Genomic DNA, 20,451 nt, shown 5'->3' on the forward strand with positions numbered 1-20,451 from the left:
GGCAACGCCGCAGGGATTGGCATGCTTGATGATCGCGCAGGCCGGACCATTTTCCGGCAGGAACTCGGCAACGAGTTCATAAGCGGCGTCCGTATCGTTGATGTTGTTATAGGAAAGCTGCTTGCCCTGGAGCAGCGCCGCCGTTGAAACGCCGGGACGGTTCTCGCCGGTGACGTAGAACGCCGCCTTCTGATGCGGGTTTTCGCCGTAACGCATCTCCTCGCGCAATATGCCGCCGATGACGCGGTGGCGCGGCGTGGCGATATCGAGAGCTTCGGCAAACCAGTTGGAGATCATCGCGTCATAGGCAGCGGTGCGGGCGAAAGCCTTGGCGGCCATGCGCTGACGGAAGGCATAGGCCGTCTGACCGGCATCGGCCGAAAGCTGCTCCAGCAGCTCCGGATAGTCGGCCGGATCTGTGAGGATCGTCACATAGGCATGGTTCTTGGCCGAAGCGCGGATCATGGCGGGACCGCCGATGTCGATATTCTCGACAGTCGTCGGATAATCGCCGCCGGCCTTGCGGACATCTTCGAAGGGATAGAGATTGATGACGGCGAGGTCGATGCCCTCGATGCCGTGCTCCTTCATCGCCGCCTGGTGCTCGGCGTCATCGCGAATGGCAAGCAGACCGCCATGCACCTTCGGATGCAGCGTCTTGACGCGGCCGTCCATGATCTCCGGAAAATTCGTCACTTCCGACACATCGGTGACGGCAAGGCCGGCGGCCGCGATCGTCTTGTGCGTGCCGCCGGTCGACAGCAGGCGCACACCCTTTTCGCTGAGTGCCCGGGCAAGCTCGACAATGCCGGTCTTGTCCGAGACGGACAGAAGCGCGGTCTTTACCTTCACTTTGTCGGGGGCTGGGATTTTTTTGGAAACGACGGCCATGGCTTTCTCCAGTCTAGCGTGAGGAGATGTCCGGCAAGAACGGCGCGGGACAATATGCCCGCCCCGTTAACACAGCTTAAGCACTTAGCCTATGGCCGATGGGATAAAAACCAGCGGATTTCCGGCTTTTCGGCGATCGGGAAAACGATCTCGAGCTGGTCGGAGGAGCGCATGCCGGAAGCGTCGGCAAAAAAGATATCCTCCGCCACCAACACCTCGTTGCCCGGTGAGGAGAATACCCAGGTCTCGCCGTCAGGTGCAATCAGCAACGCCGCATCGGTTTCGGTCTGCAGCAAACTGATGGAGGGATGAACGTGGAAGCGGGCAGAGGCCAGACCGTCGCTCTTCAGCAGCGATTTCTTGCCCTCCGGCACGAAAAAGCGGTCACGACCGGCAAGAATAGTGCCGCTGGCATTCAGGCTCAGCTCGCGCTCATGGGCATAACCGAAGGTCGAGAGATAGCCGTCATGCACCGCCCGGACATAGTCACGGCCATCTTCCGTCTCGGCGCGGTCGACGATGACCTTCTTCACCCCGCTGACCATAACGGGACCGAGAGATTTCGACTTGGAAAACAGGCTCGACGAGGTATCGTCGAGCGTCACCGTCGAATGCGCCGCCGTGGCGCGCGCTGCCTGAAGATAGCGGTCACCGGCAAAATTCGGCGAGCCGGAATTGACGATGAAGCGGTATTTGCCGGAAGACATTTCGAAGGACAGGCAGCCCGCATGCGCCGTGCGGCTGAGATCCGCAGAAGCGGGCGCCCCGGTATCGATGATGACCACGGCCTGTCCGGCTGCCAGCCGATGGTATTTCGTATGCGGTAGCGCCTTGAACACCTGGCCGGCGGTTTCGTCATAGCGCAGGACGGACATCAGCTCGTTGGCAAGCGTCGACGTCGCGCCATTGAACAGCGCGAGATCGCCATCCTGATGCCGGAAGAAACGCAGGGCGGGATACATGCGGTCGATGCCGGGGATCAGCCGCGGCGGCGCATCATGGCCGAGATTGACGTAGGTCTGGCGCAACGGCAACAGATCGAGCAGCAGCTCCAGCGCCACGCGCGGATTGCGCGAGATATGCCCGCCATCTTGAAGGATCTGCCGGTCGATTTCGCGGTCGAGTGCCTGGCCGGCGCGCTTCAGCGTCGAGGCGCCATTCGGCATGGCGACCGAGGACATGGCAAGCGCGATCCGCACCCGAAACCGTGTCTCGCCGTCACGCGTCGTTGCTGCCACGCGGCGGAGATAACGGACATGGAAGACCAGCATGCGCATGAAACGGCGATAAAAGCCGCCATCGGTGCCCTGCAGGACCACGGGCGAATGCGACAACCAGGCGATCAACCGCTGTGCCGCAATATCGGGCGACCAGGCTATCCCATGCAGCCGACGGCCGTGCACGGCCATCCAGTCATTGAGGATGGCGCGCGCCAGGGCCGAGGCCTGATCGCTTTTCTCCGCCCGCAAATGCCGCAGCCAGCGGAAGCTGTGCAGGCGCGCGGCAAAGGCCTGCGACGGCAGCTCCAGGGCGAAGGGCGATTTCCCCTCCGTCTCCAGCACCCGGCCGGCCAACAGAATCCGGCCGTTCAAAAGCTCTTCGACGAAAAAAGGATCGATGCTGCGCAGGTCCGTCGGGGCCACGATCAATCGTTCCGGCACACGCATCGTGTGGCGGGTGAGACGCAATCGCGTCAACGCCGCGCGGCGCGACATTCGCCGCCATGCTTCCCGCATGTGTAAACTCACCGAACCCTGCCGGAAAACTGCATATTTGCTTATGCTTACTCTCTATCTCGGTGGTTAAGAAGAGGTTAGGAATATGCCAAATAAGGACATTGTGCCCTACTTTTGATCAGCTCGAGCGTAAGCGTTCAAAGCTCGCCACTATCGCGTGCGCCGTAGCACCACGGCGAAGAACCCATCCAGTCCGGAAGCAAAACCGCCGGCAAGCGGCAGCATGTCGGGCGTAGTGCGGAAAGCGCCGAGAGGCGAGATCGCGGCTTCGAGACCGGGCCAATCCTCGGGCTTGATCGGCACACGCTCAACCGTGTCCGTCTCAGCTAGAACGCGGGCAACAAGATCCTCGCCCTCTTCCGGATCGAGCGAACAGTTGGAGAAGACCACAAGCCCGCCAGGCTTGACCAGGGTCAGCGCGTGACGAAGCAAGCGCTCCTGCAGGCCGGCAAGCTTGGCGATATCCTCCGGCCGCTTGGTCCAAAGCACATCCGGATGACGGCGCGTCGTCCCTGTGGAAGAGCAGGGGGCATCAAGAAGAGCCGCCTCGAAGAGATCGTCGGGCTGAAACTTGGCCATGTCGGCGACGATGGTTTCCGCCTCCAGCCCAAGCCGTGCCAGATTGGCGGAAAGTCGCTTGAGGCGATTGGCGGATTGGTCGAGTGCGGTCACCTTGCCGCCGGCGAGGATGAGCTGCGCCGTCTTGCCGCCCGGCGCGGCACAGAGATCCACGACGTTGCGGCCGGCAAGCGAACCGAACAATTTTGCCGGAATGCTGGCGGCGGCATCCTGGACCCACCATTCGCCTTCTGAAAATCCGTCGAGCGAGGGAATGGAGCCTTCGAAGGCGGCGAGCCGCACGCCACCGGTCGGCAGAACGACGCCATTCAAGCGCTTCGCCCAGCCTTCGGCATCGGATTTCACCGTGACGTCGATCGCCGCCGGCTCCAGTTGCGTATCCGAAATCCTGGACGCGGCTTCAGCGCCATAGGCAGCTTCGAGACGCGTCAGGAACCAGGCCGGCATGGCGGGCACATTGGCAACCCGGGTCAGAATCTCCTGCTTCTCCCGCCCGATTCGCCTGAGAATGGCGTTAACCAGCTTGGCAAAACGGCGATTGCGCGGATCCTGGTTGGCCTGCTCGACGGCGATATCGACAGCGGAATGATCCGGCACGTCGAGATAGAGCATCTGCGCGGCCCCGACCACCAACACATGATGCAGGGCGCGGGCGCCTTCCGGCAGTGGCGAATCCAGCAGTGAAGCAATCGCCGCGTCGATGCGCGGCAAATGCCGTAGCGCCGAATTCAGAATGGCACGCACCAGTGCCCGGTCGCTCTCACCAAGCGCCTTATAGGCGGGATTGCCGCCTTCGGCATCCAGCATGCCATCGAGCGGCGTTCTGCGATCGATGACCGCGGCCAGGATCTTTGTTGCGGCGGCGCGCGCCGCAAATCCCGGCTTGGCGGGACCCGAATCATGCGGCGGGCGATTGCCGGATTGACTTCTGTCTTTGTTGAAAGGCTTCTTATTGTTGGTATTCAAGACCAGGGTCCCTTCGGCGGTTGCGAACCACCGCGACCCGTATTCGGCACGGAGCGCGATTTGCGCTCCGGATTAGCAGTCAAGATCGGTCCCGTCGAGCCAAAGCCGGGCTGCATGTCGGCAGCAGGGCCGCCACCACCGCCGTAGCGCGCCATCTTATGCAGCGCCGCGATGCGGTTTTCCGTATCCGGGTGCGTGGAGAACAGATTGTCCATGCGCGCACCGGAGAGTGGATTGATGATGAACATATGCGCCGTCGCCGGATGCCCTTCGGCCTCTTCATTGGGGATATGCTCCGCTCCACGGGCGATCTTACCGAGCGCCGAGGCGAGCCAAAGAGGATTGCCGCAGATTTCCGCACCGCGGCGGTCGGCCGAATATTCGCGCGTGCGGCTGATCGCCATCTGCACCAGCATGGCGGCTAGCGGAGCGACGATCATCGCCACCAGCACGCCGATCATGCCAAGGGGATTGTTGTTGTCGCGGCGCCCGCCGAAGAAGAAGGCGAAATTGCCGAGCATGGAAATGGCGCCGGCCAGCGTCGCCGTGATCGTCATCGTCAGCGTATCGCGGTTCTGCACATGCGCCAGCTCATGCGCCATGACGCCGGCGACTTCCTCCGGTGTTAGCGCATTGAGCAGACCTGTCGAGGCGGCGACGGCGGCATTTTCGGGATTGCGGCCGGTGGCAAAGGCGTTCGGTTGCGGGCTGTCATAGAGATAGACTTTCGGCATTGGCAGGCCTGCATTGCGCGCGAGGTCGCGGATGATGCGATAGAATTCCGGCGCGCTGCGCTCGTCCACTTCCTGGGCGTTGTAGGTGGAAAGCACCATGCGATCGGAATTCCAATAGGAAAAGAAATTCATGCCCGCAGCGGCGACGAGCGCAATCATCATGCCGGCTTGGCCGCCGATCAAATAGCCGACGCCCATGAACAGGGCGGTCATGAAGGCAAGCAGCATGGCTGTGCGCATAAGGTTCATCTGATGTCTCCATCACATCGTCAGTCCGAACCTTTCTCTTTGCGGCCGGACGCACTATGATTTGGCTATTCACCCGCCTATTTCAACGGTTCCGGGCCGCTTCACACCATGCAGACTGCAGATAACGATAATAAAAACGACGTCGACACCCATGCGGCGCCTTGCAAACCGCTCTCGCCAGCCGCCAAACGAGCGCTCGCGGAAGCCGAGGAGCGCCGTAACGCCCAAACGCAATCCGATCTTCCCCCCGAAACCGGCGGCCGCGGCGGCGCCGAGCCCTCGCGATTCGGCGATTGGGAGATCAATGGGCGCGCAATCGATTTTTGAGAGCGGCTCTAAAGGCCATTCTTCACGAACTGCCCTCGCGCCAACAATCGGGGTGCCGCCGTAAGGGAAAGCAATGCCCGTAGGCTTTCGTCAGGGTCTGTCTTTCGATGCAAATCGAACGAACTGGGACAGCACCGGTCCGCGCCCGCTCGCTTGGTCCGCCTGGTATCCTGCGATCGATGAAGCGATCGAGATTCCGCCGTCCGCGCCTTCCTGGTTTAAACGCCAGGCCATTGCGTTCGACGCGCCGATCAAACTATCTCCCAATCCGCGACCTGTGGTGCTCTTATCCCATGGCTCGGGTGGCGTCGCCACCGGATTGGAATGGCTCGGCCATTATTTGGCGCAATCCGGCTTTGTAGCCCTGGGCGTCAACCATCATGGCCATACCGGCAGCGAGCCCTGCAGGCCTGAAGGCTTCCTGTGCCTTTGGGAGCGGGCAACCGACTTGAGCGCCTTGCTCGATGCCAATGATTGTAAAGAGGCTCTAGGCGGGACATTCGAGAGCCGTGCCTATGTCGCGGGCTTCTCTGCTGGCGCCCACACCGCCATGCTGGTCTTAGGTGCGCGGATTGCCTACTCACAGTTCGAGCCGGATAACCCTCAAAAGAGCCCCATACGAGGTCCGAGAGAGTTCCCGGATCTCGCCGATCATATTCCCTCGCTGCTTCAGAACAGAATTTTTCTGGAATCATGGAGCCGGCGAAGGAACAGCTTCAAGGATGATAGATTCAAAGCTGCCTTAGCGATCGCGCCGGGTCGTTCGGTCCTTGGCTTTGCCGAAGAAAGCCTCGAGCAGATAAAGACACCGGTTCACATCATCGGAGGCGACGCGGACACCATCGCGCCAGCCGCCGAATGCTGTTCTTGGCTTCACAACAAGATGCGGTCGAGCTGCCTGGATATCATGGAGGGAGGAGTAGGCCACTACACCTTCTTGCCGGAACCCACGCCTCAAGGCATTGAAGCGGACCCAGACATCTTTCGAGACGCAATTGGCCTGGAGCGAAAGAGCGTGCACGATCGGATTGCCCGCGCGGCGGTCGCCTTTTTCAACGCTTCTGGGCGAAGTGAGGATTAGGCGAGGGAGAAACGCTCGCCTAATCCTAAGAAATCGCCATCTCACCCCCGCAAAAGGAGCGAGATAGCCTGGCATCAAGCCGCATCAGCCCTGTTCTGCCGGTTGGCGATCAGATCATCGACAACAGCCGGATCGGCCAGCGTCGACGTATCGCCGAGCGCGCCAAAATCGTCTTCGGCGATCTTGCGCAGGATGCGGCGCATGATCTTGCCGGAGCGGGTTTTCGGCAGGCCGGGGGCGAACTGGATCTTGTCGGGCGAGGCGATCGGGCCGATTTGCGCGCGAACGTGCTTGACCAGCTCCTGCCGCAACGTATCCGAACCTTCCTGGCCCGCCATCAGCGTCACATAGCAATAGATGCCCTGACCCTTGATCGAATGCGGATAGCCGACAACGGCGGCTTCCGAGACATGCTGGTGCGAGACGAGCGCCGATTCGACTTCGGCCGTGCCAAGACGGTGGCCGGAGACATTGAGCACGTCGTCGACGCGGCCGGTGATCCAGTAATAGCCGTCCGCATCGCGCCGGCAGCCGTCGCCGGTGAAATATTTGCCTTTATAGGTGGAGAAATAGGTCTGGATGAACCGTTCGTGGTCGCCATAGACCGTCCGCATCTGTCCAGGCCAGCTATCGGCGATGACGAGATTGCCGTCGGCCGCCCCTTCCAGCAGGTTGCCCTCACTGTCCACCAGTTCCGGCTGGATGCCGAAGAAAGGTAGGGTCGCCGAACCCGGCTTCAGATCGGTGGCGCCCGGCAGTGGCGTAATCATGTGGCCGCCGGTCTCCGTCTGCCACCAGGTATCGACGATCGGGCAGCGACCGTCGCCGACAACGTTGTAGTACCACTCCCAGACTTCCGGATTGATCGGCTCGCCGACCGTGCCGAGTAGGCGCAGGCTGGAGCGCGACGAGCGCTTGACGAAGTGATCGCCGGCGCCCATCAGCGAGCGGATCGCCGTCGGCGCCGTATAGAAGATATTGACCTTGTGCTTGTCGATGACCTCCCAGAAGCGGCCTTGATCCGGGAAATTCGGCACACCTTCGAACATCAGCGAGGTCGCGCCGTTCGCCAGCGGCCCGTAGACGATATAGGAATGGCCGGTCACCCAGCCGACATCGGCTGTGCACCAGTAGATATCGCCGGGGTGATAGTCGAAGACATATTCATGCGTCATCGCCGCATAGACGAGATAGCCGCCCGTCGTGTGCAGCACGCCCTTCGGCTTGCCGGTCGAACCGGAGGTATAGAGGATGAACAACGGGTCCTCCGCCTTCATCTTCGCAGGCGGGCAATCCGGTTTCACCTTGGCGGTTTCCTCGTGATACCAGAGGTCACGGCCCGGTGCCCAGCCGGTCTTGCCGCCGGTGCGGCGCACGACCAGGACCTTTTCCACGGTGACATAATGCCGGCCGGCAATATGGATCGCCGTATCGGTATTGTCCTTGAGCGGCACCGGCTTGCCGCCGCGCAGGCCCTCGTCGCAGGTAATGACGAAGGTCGACTGGCAATCGATGATGCGGCCGGCCAGCGCCTCGGGCGAGAAACCGCCGAAGACGACGGAATGCACCGCGCCGATGCGGGCGCAGGCGAGCATCGCATAGGCAGCCTCGGGGATCATCGGCATATAGATGGTGACGCGATCGCCCTTCTTGACGCCTTGCTTCTTCAGGACATTCGCCAGCCGGCAGACATGCTCGTAGAGCTCGTTATAGGTGACCTTCTTGTCGATATAGGGATTGTCGCCTTCCCAGATGAAGGCCACGTCTTCGCCATGCTTCTTCAGGTGACGGTCTATGCAGTTGTAGGAAACGTTGGTCAGCCCGTCTTCGAACCATTTGATCGAGACTTTCCCTCTGAAGGACGTGTTCTTGACCTTAGTGTAGGGCTTGAACCAGTCGATCCGCTGGCCGTGTTTGCCCCAGAAATAGTCGGGATCCTCGACGCTCTGCCTATACCATTTCTGATATTTCGCGGCATCAATCAAAGCGCGCGCTTGAACCGGCTTGGTGACCGGATGAATCTTTTCCGACATGGTTTCCTCCTCAACCTTGGCACCCGCCATCGAGATCATGGGTGCTCATTCCACGCAATCAATAGCAGCTCAAGTTACGACAGCAATTAGACAAAGCGCATTTCATCCGCAAAGAATTGCAATTCCGCAACACTGCGGTTATATAGGGCCATATTTCCCGGACAATGTGGTGTTACACCCCGGACCGCGACACCGGCGCGGACTGACAGAAGGACTATATCCATGGCTCAACAATTGCTCATGCCGAAGGCAACAGCCATCTGGCTTGTCGACAATACGGCCTTGTCGTTCGATCAGATTGCACAGTTCTGCAAGCTGCATCCGCTCGAAGTCAAGGCAATTGCCGATGGCGAAGCCGCTCAGGGCATCAAGGGCCTCGACCCGATTGCTACCGGCCAGCTCTCCCGCGATGAAATCGCACGCGCCGAAGCCAATCCGAACCACAAGCTGAAGATTTCCGAACCGAAGGTTCGCGTGCCGGAATCCAAGCGTCGTGGCCCGCGCTATACGCCGGTCTCCAAGCGCCAGGATCGTCCGAACGCCATTCTCTGGTTGGTCCGCAACCATCCGGAACTGAAGGACGCGCAGATTTCCCGCCTCGTCGGCACCACCAAATCCACCATCGAGCAGATTCGCGACCGCACGCACTGGAACTCAACGAACCTGACGCCGATGGATCCGGTGACCCTCGGCCTCTGCAGCCAGATCGACCTCGACATGGAAGTCGAAAAGGCCTCCAAGGGCCGTCCGCTGCCGACCGCCGCCGAACTCGGCGCGACGCTGCAGCCGGCACAGGAAACCGAGAAGCTCGGCTTCAGCTATGATCGCGATGACGAGAAGGAAAAGGAAATCGACGCCGACGCCGTCTTCGCCAAGCTGAAGTCGCTGAAGTCCACGACGCCGGACGATGACGACGACGACCGCTACTAAGACACGACCGATTCCGTGATTCGAAGCCCCGGTGAAAGCCGGGGCTTATTTTTTGGCCTTCACCGCGCGCCGAAAATTGCCGAGCCAACGCGAACGCTGGTAGCGCCAAAAGCCACGGCGATCTCATAGTCGCTCGACATGCCCATGGAGAGTTTTTCAATACCGGCCTTGGCTGCGAGCTTGGCGAGCAACGCGAAGTGCGGCCCAGGATTCTCATCCGCTGGCGGAATGCACATCAGCCCCTCGATCGAAAGTCCAAGCTCCTTCCGGCAGAAGTCGACGAAGGTGACCGTATCGTCAGGCGCGATTCCCGCCTTCTGCGGCTCCAGGCCGGTATTGACCTGCACATAGAGCCTCAGCATCTTGCCCTGGCGTTTCATCTCATCAGCCAAGGCGCGGGCGATCTTTTCCCGATCGACAGTTTCGATAACGTCGAACAACGCCACGGCATCCGCCGCCTTGTTCGATTGCAGCGGCCCGATCAGGTGCAGCTCGATTCCCGGTGTTTCGGCCTTGAGCTCCGGCCACTTGCCCTGGCTTTCCTGCACGCGGTTTTCGCCAAACACTCGCTGGCCGGCCAAAATCGCGGGGCGGATCGCTTCCGCATCGAAGGTCTTGGAAACGGCGACGAGCTGCACGGCGCCCGCCGGCCGGCCGGCCTGACGCTCCGCCGCCGAGATATGGGCACGAACCGCGTTCAATCGCTCTTGAAGTTCCATCTTTTCGCCTCGATATTTGCGACTGTTCCTGACACTTTGCAGTAATGAGGCAACCGGCCTTTGCCAAGGGCCGATGCCGTCGAATCCGGCTTTGCTTTGCAAGATAAGGCACTTGCCGCACCCACTAAACTTGACGCTTGGTTGGTTTCGTGATGAAGGTCACGGCCAACTCCCCATGATTTTCCGGAATACAAGATCAGATGGCTACCGAACGTTATAATCCGCGCGATGCCGAGCCTCGCTGGCAGCAGAAATGGAACGAGGAAAACGTCTTCCTCACCGACAACGCCGATCCGCGCGAGAAATATTACGTCCTCGAGATGTTTCCCTATCCGTCGGGCCGCATCCATATGGGCCATGTGCGCAACTATGCCATGGGCGACGTCGTCGCCCGCTACAAGCGCGCCCGCGGCTATAATGTCCTGCATCCCATGGGCTGGGACGCCTTCGGCATGCCGGCAGAAAACGCTGCCCGCGACAACAGGGTGCATCCAAAGGAATGGACCTACCAGAACATCGCCTCGATGAAGGAGCAGTTGAAGGCCATGGGCCTGTCGCTGGACTGGAGCCGCGAATTCGCCACTTGCGATGTCGACTACTACCATCGCCAGCAGATGCTCTTCATCGACATGATGGAGAAGGGCCTGGTCTACCGCAAGAAGTCCAAGGTCAACTGGGACCCGGTCGACAACACCGTGCTTGCCAACGAGCAGGTCATCGACGGTCGCGGCTGGCGCTCCGGTGCACTGGTCGAACAGCGCGAGCTGACGCAATGGTTCTTCAAGATCACCGAATTCAGCCAGGAACTGCTGGACGCGCTGGATACGCTCGACCACTGGCCGGAAAAAGTGCGGCTGATGCAGAAGAACTGGATCGGTCGTTCCGAAGGCCTGACGATCCGCTGGGAGATCGTGCCGGAGACCTCGCCGAACGCGGACCGTGAAATCACCGTCTATACGACTCGTCCGGATACGCTCTTCGGCGCCTCCTTCCTGGCGATTTCGGCCGACCACCCGCTGGCGAAGGAAGCGGCGGCCGTGAATCCGGCTATCGATGCCTTCTGCGAAGAATGCCGCCGCGCCGGCACCTCGCTTGCAGCACTTGAGACTGCCGAGAAGAAGGGCATGGATACGGGTATCCGCGTCCGCCATCCGCTCGACCCGTCCTGGGAGCTGCCGGTCTATATCGCCAATTTCGTCCTGATGGATTACGGCACGGGCGCCATCTTCGGCTGCCCCTCCGGCGACCAGCGCGACCTGGATTTCGCCCGCAAATACAGCCTGCCCGTCGTGCCAGTCGTCATGCCCAGGGATGGTGACGCAGCCAGCTTCGCCATCGGCGATGTCGCCTATGACAGCGACGGCGTCATGATCAATTCCCGGTTCCTCGACGGCATGAGCATTGAGGAAGCTTTTGAGACGGTGGCAACGAAATTGTCGGCGACAAACCTTGGCAATGCGCCGCAGGCCGAACGCAAGGTGAATTTCCGCCTGCGCGACTGGGGCATTTCGCGCCAGCGCTATTGGGGCTGCCCGATCCCGGTGATCCATTGCGACGACTGCGGCGTGCTGCCGGTGCCGAAGCAGGATCTGCCCGTCAAGCTGCCGGATGATGTCACCTTCGATCAGCCGGGTAATCCGCTCGACCGCCATCCGACGTGGCGGCATGTCGCCTGCCCGCATTGCGGCAAGGATGCCCGCCGCGAAACCGACACCATGGATACCTTTGTCGATTCGAGCTGGTATTACACCCGCTTCACTGCACCGTGGGAAAACGAACCGACCGACAAGGCCGCGGCCGATCGCTGGCTGCCCGTCGATCAATATATCGGCGGCATCGAGCATGCGATCCTGCATCTGCTCTATTCCCGCTTCTTCACCCGTGCCATGCGCGAAACCGGCCATGTCGAGGCGAAGGAACCCTTCAAGGGCCTGTTCACGCAGGGCATGGTGGTTCACGAGACCTATAGCCGCGGCAACGGGCTGACGCGTGAATGGGTGTCGCCGGCCGACATCCGCATCGAGGAAACCGACGGTCATCGTCGCGCGACTTTGCTGTCGACCGGCGAAGAGATTGCCATCGGCGCCATCGAGAAGATGTCGAAGTCGAAGAAGAACGTCGTCGACCCCGATGATATCATCGCTTCCTACGGCGCCGATACGGCTCGTTTCTTCGTGCTGTCCGATTCGCCGCCCGATCGTGACGTGATCTGGTCGGAAGCGGGCGTTGAAGGCGCGCATCGTTTCACGCAGCGCATGTGGCGCCTGGTGTCTGAAGCGGCAGAGGCATTGAAAGCCGTTGATGCGACTCCGGCTAAGGAAGGCGAAGCGCTGGCGATTTCACAGGTCGCGCACCGGACGCTGAAGGCGGTTCAGGGCGATTACGACAAACTCGCCTTCAACAAGGCCGTCGCGCGCATCTATGAATTCGTCAATGCACTGGCTGCGCCTCTGGCCAAGGTTGCCGCCGGCGACACGGATGCCAGCTATCGTTCCGCAGTCCGTGAAGCGGTTGAGATCCTCATCGCATTGGTCGCACCGATCACGCCGCATCTGGCCGAGGAATGCTCGACAGCACTTGGCAACATGCATCTGGTCGCCATGAGCGCTTGGCCGAGCTACGACGAAGTGCTCGTCATCGAGAATGAGATCGTGTATCCGGTGCAGATCAACGGCAAGAAGCGCGCCGAATTGACAATTGCGCGCGATGCAGATCAGAATGCCGTGCAAGAGGCTGTACTCGCCCTGGATGCCGTCGGAAGCGCATTGAATGGTCAGGCGCCAAAGAAGATCATTGTCGTTCCACAGAGGATCGTGAACATTGTCGTCTGATAATCTTTTCAAGCTCGCTCGCGCTGCAGGCGTTGCGTCTCTGGTTGCCGTTGCCGGTCTTTTGTCTTCCTGCCAGGTCCGGCCGCTTTACGCGGAAAGCACCGGCGTCACCCAGAAGCTCGCTGACGTTGCTTTTTCCGACGCCGGCACGCGCGTGGGTCAGCAGGTTCGCAATCAATTGATCTTCATCGCCGGCCGTGGCGCCGGCGAAACGAAAACCCCGAAATACACCGTCGATCTGAGCGTCAGCTCCGGCACGGGCGGCGTTCTCTACCTGCCGTCCTCTGACACCTCCGCCGCAGGCCGCACGACCGTGACAGCATCCTTCACGCTGAAGAATGTTACCGATGGCAAGGTTCTGAAATCCGGCAGCCGTTCGGTCACGTCTCTGGTGGACTTCCCGACCCAGGAATTTGCCAAGGCGCGCGCCATCCGCGATTCGGAAGACCGCGCCGCGCGCGAAGTCGCCGAACTGGTGGGCGCCGACATCGCTGCCGCGCTTAGCCGCTGATATGAGCGCGCGGCATGGCGGAAATCAAATCTCACGAGTTTGACGGATTTCTTCAAAACGCCGCGCGCAATTACCGCCTTTTTGTCATCTATGGTCCTGACCGCGGCCTTGTGTCCGAGCGGGCAGGACAGATCGCCGGCAAGATCGGCGTCGATTTGAACGACCCTTTTTCCCTGATCAAACTCGATGTAGGCGATCTTCAGAACGATCCCGGCCGCTTGCTCGACGAAGTCAACGCTATTGGCCTGTTCGGCGGCGAAAAGCTGGTGTGGATCCGCGGTGCGGCCAATGAAAAGGCTCTTGTCGAATCGCTACAGATCATTGCCGACAATCCGCCGGATGCCAGTTTTGTCATCGTAGAAGCCGGCGATCTGAAAAAGGGCTCCGGCCTTCGTAAGGTAGCTGAAAGCTCCAAAGCTGTCGCAACTATCCCTTGCTATCCCGATGATATTCGCGCACTGAATGCTCTCATTGATACCGAACTCGCCAATGAAAATCTGCGCATTACACCGGCGGCGCGGCAGGTCCTATTGGAGTTTCTAGGCGGCGATCGTATCGCTTCGCGCAATGAGGTCCGCAAACTGGCGCTTTATTGCCGGGGGCAGGGGACGATCGAAGAGGACCATGTCACCGATATTATCGGCGATGCCAGCGCCATTTCGGCGGACGACGCCGTGGACGCCATTCTCAAGGGCGATTCCGAAGCCTTTCTGCATGCCATGCAAAAGATCGCATCCTCCAAGACACCGATGTTTCTGGTCTTGCAGGGCTGCCTCAGACAATTTCAGCTATTGGACGTCATGCGCACCGAAATGGACGAGAAGCGCGTGCCGCCGGCACAGGTCATGCAGACTCTCGGCCGGCATCTGCATTTTCGACGCAAACCGATCATCGAGCAGGCTCTGAAAAGCTGGACGGCCCCGGCAATTGCGCGGGAAATGAACCGATTGCAGGCTGCCATTCTTCAAACGCGGCAGCGCGCCAGTCTGGAAGACACGATCGCCACACAGACGCTGCTGGCGACCACGCTACAATCGGCCCGCAAGGGCTGACTCACGCCAACAGATCAACGCCGCTCCAGCAACCGGCAAATCTCTTCAAGCTGCTCCAGGGTCTTGTAGGAGATCTTGACCTGACCGCCCCTGCCACGATGGTTGATCGAGACATCCAGGCCCAGCGTGTCGGACAATGTTCTTTCCAACGCCAGCGTATCGGAATCCTTCTCGTCCTTGCGGGCGCCCGCGGGCCGGGGATCGTTTTGCGCCTTGATATCATTCTGCGCCAGGCGCTCGGCATCCCGCACCGACATGCCCTTGGAAACGATCGTCCGGGCAAGTGCGGCCGGATCGGAGGTGGAAACCAGGGCACGCGCATGACCGGCCGAAAGGCTGCCGCCGGCAAGCATGTCGCGAACCGGTTCCGGCAGCTTTAGCAGGCGCAGCGAATTGGCGACATGGCTGCGGCTTTTGCCGATGATCTCGCCAAGATCGTTTTGCGTATAACCATGTTCTGCAATCAACTGTTCGTAGCCAAGCGCTTCTTCCAGAGGATTGAGGTCCGCACGCTGAACGTTTTCGACAATGGCGATTTCCAGAGCGGTTTTATCATCGACATCGCGCACGATCACCGGAATTTCGATCAGACCGGCCAGTTGCGCGGCGCGCCAGCGCCTTTCTCCGGCTATGATTTCATAGCGATCGGTCGAAACCGTACGCACGACCACCGGCTGAACGATGCCGTGCTGTCGGATAGAGCTGGCAAGATCGTGCAGCTCGGTTTCGTCGAAATAGCGACGGGGGTTCTTCGGGTTGCGACTGATGAATTCGATCGGCACCATGCGATCCGGATTGACGCTTGGCCTGCCGGCATCCACCGGTGTCGGCTGGTCCATCTCTCCGATGAGGGCGGCCAAACCGCGGCCAAGGCGCCGTTTCGAAAGATCATCATTCATCGCAATTACTCACTCCAGAACAAATAGTGAATCAAGCCGCCGCCTTGCGCTGCCGCTCCCGCTGGATCACTTCCGACGCCAGTTGCAGATAGGCTTGGCTGCCGGCGCATTTCAGATCGTAAAGGATTGCAGGTTTGCCATAAGACGGCGCTTCAGACACGCGAACATTGCGCGGGATCAACGTGTGGTAGACCTTCTCACCCAAATGCGTCCGCACGTCGTTGACGACCTGCTGTGCAAGGTTGTTGCGGGAATCAAACATGGTCAAGACAATCCCCTGGATATCGAGCAGAGGATTGACGGTGCGCCGCACCTGATCGACGGTCTCTAGCAACTGGCTCAGACCCTCCAGGGCAAAAAACTCGCACTGCAGCGGCACCAGAACCGAATGGGCTGCCGCCATGGCGTTCATGGTGAGCAGATTGAACGAGGGAGGGCAATCGACCAGGATATAGGAGAAGGCTGTAGCGCCTGCACCATTCAGAGCGCGGCGTAGCCGGAAGACGCGGTCGGCCTGCTGGGCGATTTCCATCTCGATGCCGAGCAAATCCATCGTCGAGGGAACGATGTAGAGATTCGGAACCGCCGTTTCTTGGACCGTATCGAGAATCGTATGGGTCCCGACCAGAAGATCATAGGAGGATACTTTTCGATCCCGCCGCTCAATGCCTAAGCCGGTGCTGGCGTTGCCTTGCGGATCGAGATCGACGATCAGAACACGTTCGCCGATCGCAGCCAACGCCGTGGCCAGGTTGATCGCAGTGGTTGTCTTGCCGACACCGCCCTTTTGATTTGCGATAGTAATAATCCGGTTTCGCTCGCCGATCATTGCCGCATATCCATTATGGTTAAATTCGACGTCGAGGGCGATTTAACTCCAAAACAACAGAATCTCGCTCGACAACACTGTTGTGTTTTACCAGACCAAATTCCCACCGACCACGGGCTTTCTCGACCTCGCGCTCGTAATCCCGGCCTTTATGCAGCAGCAACCGGATATTTTCATTGCGCTCCGCCCACGGTGCTGCGTAGTCCAGCAGCACATCCAGCTCGGCGAGCGCTCTTGCTGAAATCACGTCGCAGTAGGGAATGACCTTCACCGCCTCTTCAATGCGGACGGCATGGACAGCGCCGCGGGCCTCACATTCCCTGAGGCAGACTCGCAAAAACGCAGCCTTTTTCTGATTGCTCTCCACCAGATCGACATGCCCATCCGCCTGTTCCGCAAGGAGAATCGCGGTGATGATACCGGGAAACCCGCCGCCGCTTCCGAGGTCAACCCATCGAGCTGGCTTCGGATGAAGTTGAAAGATCTGGGCGCTATCGGCGATATGTCTTTGCCAGAGGTCGTTGATAGTAGAGGGTGCAACCAAATTGATAGTCTTCGCCCACTTCTGAAAGAGCTCAGCAAAGTGCTGCAGACGTCCTTGTGTTTCACGTGAAACACGCACACCGTTTAATTCCATGGCAGGACTCTCACACCTTGCAATCTCAGGAAACAAGCTTCCGCTCTTCCGGTCCAATCTGCTTCCGCAGGTGGGCTAGCAAGAGCGATATCGCCGCCGGCGTCATCCCGTCGATCCGCGACGCCTGCGCAATATTTTTTGGTCGTGACACGGTCAACTTCTGTTTCAGCTCATTCGATAGGCCGGATAGTCCTGAGAAATCAAAGTTCAACGGAATCAGACGTTCCTCTTCGCGACGCACCTGCACGATGTCGGAGGTTTGGCGATCCATATAGACCGCATAAGCAGCCTCGATCTCGACAGCTTCGACAACGCGCCCCTCAATCGAGCTCAACTCCGGCCACAAAGCAGACAGCGATTCGATGGATTGGCCCGGATAGGACAGCAGATCATATGCCGATCGGCGCTGGCCATCCTTGTTCAAATGCAGCCCGGCTTTCGCCGCTTCTGTCGGAGTGACGCTCAAGCCCTTCAATTGAGTCCGTGCCTGCTCTAGCTTCTCCATATATCCATTAAACCGTTCAGCGCGATTTGCGCCGACGCAGCCAATGGAGATACCGAGAGGTGTCAGCCGAACATCGGCGTTGTCTGCCCGCAGCGACAAACGATATTCGGCGCGCGATGTGAACATGCGATAGGGCTCAGCTACGCCGCGCGACGTGAGATCGTCAATCATCACACCGATATAGGATTCCGTGCGGCTGAACTGTATAGCCTCGCCACCAGCGGCCAAACGAGCTGCGTTCAGGCCGGCAATTAAGCCCTGCGCTCCGGCTTCCTCGTATCCGGTCGTCCCATTGATCTGCCCTGCCAGAAACAGCCCGGGAATCTTCATCACTTCAAGTGATGGCTTCAACTCGCGTGGGTCAACATGGTCATATTCAATCGCATAGCCGCACTGCAGAATCCGAACTCGTTCCAGGCCCGGAATGGTTCGGATAAAGGCGTCCTGAACCTCCTCTGGAAGCGACGTCGATATTCCATTCGGATAGATGGTGGTGTCGTCCAGTCCCTCGGGTTCCAGAAAAATCTGGTGGCCGTCGCGTTCGCCGAATTTGACGATCTTGTCCTCGATTGACGGGCAGTAGCGCGGCCCGACACCTTCGATCTGGCCAGAATACATCGCCGACCGCATGAGATTGTCAGCGATGATCTTATGGGTTTCTGAGGTTGTCCGCGTCACGCCACATTCGATTTGCGGATTGACGATGGTATCCGTCATGAAGGAAAACGGCACTGGCTCATCATCGGCACCTTGGCGTCCTACAGAATCCCAATCAACGGTCGTGCCATCCAGGCGCGCCGGCGTGCCAGTCTTCAGGCGGCCAAGCGCCAGGCCGTAGCGTTGCAGCGTGGCGGACAGCCCCATCGAGGGTTCCTCGCCGACACGGCCGGCCGGAATCTTTTTGTCACCAATATGGATCAGGCCGCGGAGAAACGTGCCGGTCGTCAGGACGACAGCACCGCAGCGGAGAACGCGGCCGTCCTTCAGAACCACCGCTGAAACGCGATCGTTCTCGATAGCGAGATCAAAGGCATCGCCTTCGACCACGTCCAGATTTTCGATCGCATTAATTTCGGCTTGCATGGCGAGACGATAAAGCTTGCGATCCGCCTGTGTACGGGGGCCGCGAACGGCCGGACCCTTCTTCCGATTCAGCATACGGAACTGGATGCCTGCCGCATCTGCGACCCGACCCATCAAGCCGTCAAGCGCGTCAATCTCGCGAACCAGATGACCCTTGCCCAGACCACCAATTGCCGGATTACAGGACATCACACCAATCGTATCGCGCTTATGAGTGACCAGGGCTGTTTGCGCGCCCCAGCGGGCAGCCGCAGCCGCAGCTTCGCTGCCCGCATGTCCACCACCCACGACTATCACGTCATATGTCTTATCGAGCATTGTCAGAACCTCGGTATTGCCGTCTCTTTGGCACACCAAATTTAGGAGTCAAGAAGGTTTCACGTGAAACGTTTTCTACGGCATGTCCGCGCCGTGTTTCACGTGAATCATTTGCCGATGCAGAATTCGGAGAAGATGACATCGAGCAGATCCTCGACATCAACCCTTCCGGTAATGCGGCCCAAACTATGCGCCGCCTGCCGCAGGAATTCCGCTCGTATATCCAGTCCAGCAGAAACGGAGCTTACGGCGCACCCCAGTGATTCAAGGCTATCCGCCAAAAGCGTCCGATGTCTCAAACGACTTGGCAACGCCAGCGATAGAGCTGCAGACCGCATTAGCAAATCGTTAACCAACAACTGGTGCAATTCCGTCAGACCAGTCCCAGTCGTAGAGGAAATGCAGAGATCGTAGCTTCCAGCTTCGATCGGATGAATATCCGATTTGGTGCCAATCCGAAAGACTTTCCCATTGAACCCGGCAAAGTCCGTTTGTGCGGTAACACCAATTTCAGCAAGCGAGAGGATGATATCCGCTTCTGCCGCCGTCTTCAGAGCCCGCTTGATCCCCTCGCGTTCGATGACTTCATCCGTGTCTCGCAGTCCGGCGGTATCATAGAGTCTAACCGCATATCCCTCGATATTGAGATCAATATGCAGAACATCGCGCGTCGTCCCGGCAATATCCGTCACGATCGCCACTTCTCGCCGCGCCAGTGCGTTCATCAAGCTCGACTTGCCGGCGTTGGGCGCGCCAGCAATGACAACCTTCAACCCGTCCCTGACGATCTCACCAAAATCGGCGCCAGCGAGATGATCCGACAATTCGGACTGCAGCTTCGCCATATCCGCCCAGACCATATCGGACACTGAGCCTGGAACATCGTCTTCATCGGCAAAATCCAATTCAGCCTCGATGAGAGCACGAGCACGCGTCAAACGGTCGGCCCATCCCTCATAGAGCTCCGAAAGGCCACCCGCTGTGTGTTCCACGGCCAATCGCCGCTGCATTTCCGTCTCGGCGGCAATGAGATCTGCCAAGCCTTCCACTTCCACGAGGTCCATCTTGCCATTCTCAAGGGCACGGCGCGAAAATTCGCCATGTTCGGCCATCCGACATCCCTGGAAGGACGCCAGCTCTTTGAGGAGGGCGGCAACAACAGCTTTGCCCCCGTGAATGTGAATCTCGGCGCAATCCTCGCCGGTAAAGGAAGCCGGAGCAGGAAAAATAAGAACCAGTCCACGGTCGACAACAAGACCGTTTCGAGTCCGAATCGTTTTTAACGCCGCTTGCCGTGGCTTTGGTAGCGATCCAACGAGCGTCTTTGTCGCGACCAGAGCCTCCGGCCCGCTGATGCGCACGACTCCGACCCCAGCCGGCAGACCGCCGCTCGATAGCGCAAAGATCGTGTCGTTAAAATTCTGCATGGGATTGATCCGCGTCCGAATCGTTTTGGCCGAGATCGATTTTCAAAACCTAAAACGCATCGCGACCATTTGGATTCGCTTCCCGCATCTTCGGTCGCCTGTCGTCTCGCAAAA

17 protein-coding genes are annotated in these 20,451 nt (G+C 59.4%); 6 read left to right on the forward strand and 11 right to left on the reverse strand.

The features are described 5' to 3' along the window. The 4 genes from purH to htpX all read right to left on the reverse strand — a co-directional run. Positions 1 to 891 (reverse strand): bifunctional phosphoribosylaminoimidazolecarboxamide formyltransferase/IMP cyclohydrolase (purH, locus tag C9E91_RS00005; RefSeq protein ID WP_107106355.1); only part of this gene is annotated, 891 nt, incomplete at its 3' end. Positions 892 to 980: 89 nt separating this feature from the next. After that, positions 981 to 2,627, reverse strand: a complete 1,647-nt coding sequence (locus C9E91_RS00010) for a heparinase II/III family protein (RefSeq protein WP_107106356.1) — start codon at positions 2,625 to 2,627, stop codon at positions 981 to 983. Positions 2,628 to 2,777: 150 nt separating this feature from the next. Continuing rightward, on the reverse strand, positions 2,778 to 4,178 hold the full coding sequence (locus tag C9E91_RS00015; RefSeq protein ID WP_107106357.1) for an RsmB/NOP family class I SAM-dependent RNA methyltransferase: 1,401 nt from the start codon (positions 4,176 to 4,178) through the stop codon (positions 2,778 to 2,780). Beyond that, positions 4,169 to 5,155 carry a zinc metalloprotease HtpX gene (gene htpX, locus C9E91_RS00020; RefSeq protein ID WP_107106358.1) on the reverse strand — a complete coding sequence of 329 codons (987 nt, stop codon included), beginning with the start codon at positions 5,153 to 5,155 and terminating at the stop codon, positions 4,169 to 4,171. The genes C9E91_RS00015 and htpX overlap by 10 nt, the downstream gene beginning before the upstream one ends. A 108-nt stretch (positions 5,156 to 5,263) precedes the next feature. Between htpX and C9E91_RS00025 the strand changes: the two genes are divergently transcribed. Next, positions 5,264 to 5,482, forward strand: a complete 219-nt coding sequence (locus C9E91_RS00025; protein WP_107106359.1) for a DUF1674 domain-containing protein — start codon at positions 5,264 to 5,266, stop codon at positions 5,480 to 5,482. Positions 5,483 to 5,555: 73 nt separating this feature from the next. After that, complete coding sequence (locus C9E91_RS00030; protein ID WP_107106360.1) at positions 5,556 to 6,563, forward strand: alpha/beta hydrolase family protein; 1,008 nt, start codon at positions 5,556 to 5,558, stop codon at positions 6,561 to 6,563. Positions 6,564 to 6,637: 74 nt separating this feature from the next. Here the strand turns inward: C9E91_RS00030 and acs are convergent, their stop codons facing one another. Beyond that, positions 6,638 to 8,596 carry an acetate--CoA ligase gene (acs, locus tag C9E91_RS00035; protein ID WP_107106606.1) on the reverse strand — a complete coding sequence of 653 codons (1,959 nt, stop codon included), beginning with the start codon at positions 8,594 to 8,596 and terminating at the stop codon, positions 6,638 to 6,640. 222 nt (positions 8,597 to 8,818) lie between these two features. Between acs and C9E91_RS00040 the strand changes: the two genes are divergently transcribed. Then, positions 8,819 to 9,526, forward strand: a complete 708-nt coding sequence (locus tag C9E91_RS00040; RefSeq protein ID WP_028753780.1) for a DUF1013 domain-containing protein — start codon at positions 8,819 to 8,821, stop codon at positions 9,524 to 9,526. Between the two features lie 59 nt (positions 9,527 to 9,585). On the opposite strand, the gene C9E91_RS00045 is transcribed toward C9E91_RS00040, so the two are convergent. After that, positions 9,586 to 10,245, reverse strand: a complete 660-nt coding sequence (locus C9E91_RS00045) for a YggS family pyridoxal phosphate-dependent enzyme (protein WP_107106361.1) — start codon at positions 10,243 to 10,245, stop codon at positions 9,586 to 9,588. Between the two features lie 200 nt (positions 10,246 to 10,445). On the opposite strand from C9E91_RS00045, the gene leuS reads away from it, so the two are divergent. The 3 genes from leuS to holA are packed head-to-tail and all read left to right on the forward strand — an operon-like array spanning position 10,446 to position 14,639. Next, positions 10,446 to 13,076 (forward strand): leucine--tRNA ligase, encoded by a 2,631-nt coding sequence (leuS, locus tag C9E91_RS00050; protein WP_107106362.1) that lies wholly within the window; start codon positions 10,446 to 10,448, stop codon positions 13,074 to 13,076. After that, positions 13,066 to 13,587, forward strand: coding sequence for an LPS assembly lipoprotein LptE (gene lptE / locus C9E91_RS00055; protein WP_107106363.1), 522 nt, complete (start codon positions 13,066 to 13,068; stop codon positions 13,585 to 13,587). Before leuS ends, lptE begins: the two co-directional genes overlap by 11 nt. A 14-nt stretch (positions 13,588 to 13,601) precedes the next feature. Then, positions 13,602 to 14,639 carry a DNA polymerase III subunit delta gene (holA, locus tag C9E91_RS00060; RefSeq protein ID WP_107106364.1) on the forward strand — a complete coding sequence of 346 codons (1,038 nt, stop codon included), beginning with the start codon at positions 13,602 to 13,604 and terminating at the stop codon, positions 14,637 to 14,639. Between the two features lie 14 nt (positions 14,640 to 14,653). On the opposite strand, the gene C9E91_RS00065 is transcribed toward holA, so the two are convergent. From C9E91_RS00065 to mnmE, 5 genes are all read right to left on the reverse strand, one after another. After that, positions 14,654 to 15,538, reverse strand: coding sequence for a ParB/RepB/Spo0J family partition protein (locus C9E91_RS00065; RefSeq protein ID WP_107106365.1), 885 nt, complete (start codon positions 15,536 to 15,538; stop codon positions 14,654 to 14,656). Between the two features lie 31 nt (positions 15,539 to 15,569). Then, the gene (locus C9E91_RS00070; protein WP_107106366.1) at positions 15,570 to 16,367 is read right to left on the reverse strand and encodes a ParA family protein; all 798 of its coding nucleotides are present in this window, start codon (positions 16,365 to 16,367) and stop codon (positions 15,570 to 15,572) included. A 19-nt stretch (positions 16,368 to 16,386) separates the two neighbouring features. After that, positions 16,387 to 17,004: a 16S rRNA (guanine(527)-N(7))-methyltransferase RsmG gene (gene rsmG, locus C9E91_RS00075; protein ID WP_107106367.1), complete on the reverse strand. Its 618-nt coding sequence runs from the start codon at positions 17,002 to 17,004 to the stop codon at positions 16,387 to 16,389. A gap of 25 nt (positions 17,005 to 17,029) precedes the next feature. Then, complete coding sequence (gene mnmG / locus C9E91_RS00080; protein ID WP_107106368.1) at positions 17,030 to 18,910, reverse strand: tRNA uridine-5-carboxymethylaminomethyl(34) synthesis enzyme MnmG; 1,881 nt, start codon at positions 18,908 to 18,910, stop codon at positions 17,030 to 17,032. A gap of 107 nt (positions 18,911 to 19,017) precedes the next feature. Further along, the gene (gene mnmE / locus C9E91_RS00085) at positions 19,018 to 20,337 is read right to left on the reverse strand and encodes a tRNA uridine-5-carboxymethylaminomethyl(34) synthesis GTPase MnmE (protein ID WP_107106369.1); all 1,320 of its coding nucleotides are present in this window, start codon (positions 20,335 to 20,337) and stop codon (positions 19,018 to 19,020) included. Between the last annotated feature and the right edge of the window lie 114 nt (positions 20,338 to 20,451).

Source organism: Rhizobium sp. SEMIA4064 (genome assembly GCF_003025035.1).
In the GTDB taxonomy this organism is placed as follows: domain Bacteria; phylum Pseudomonadota; class Alphaproteobacteria; order Rhizobiales; family Rhizobiaceae; genus Rhizobium; species Rhizobium paranaense.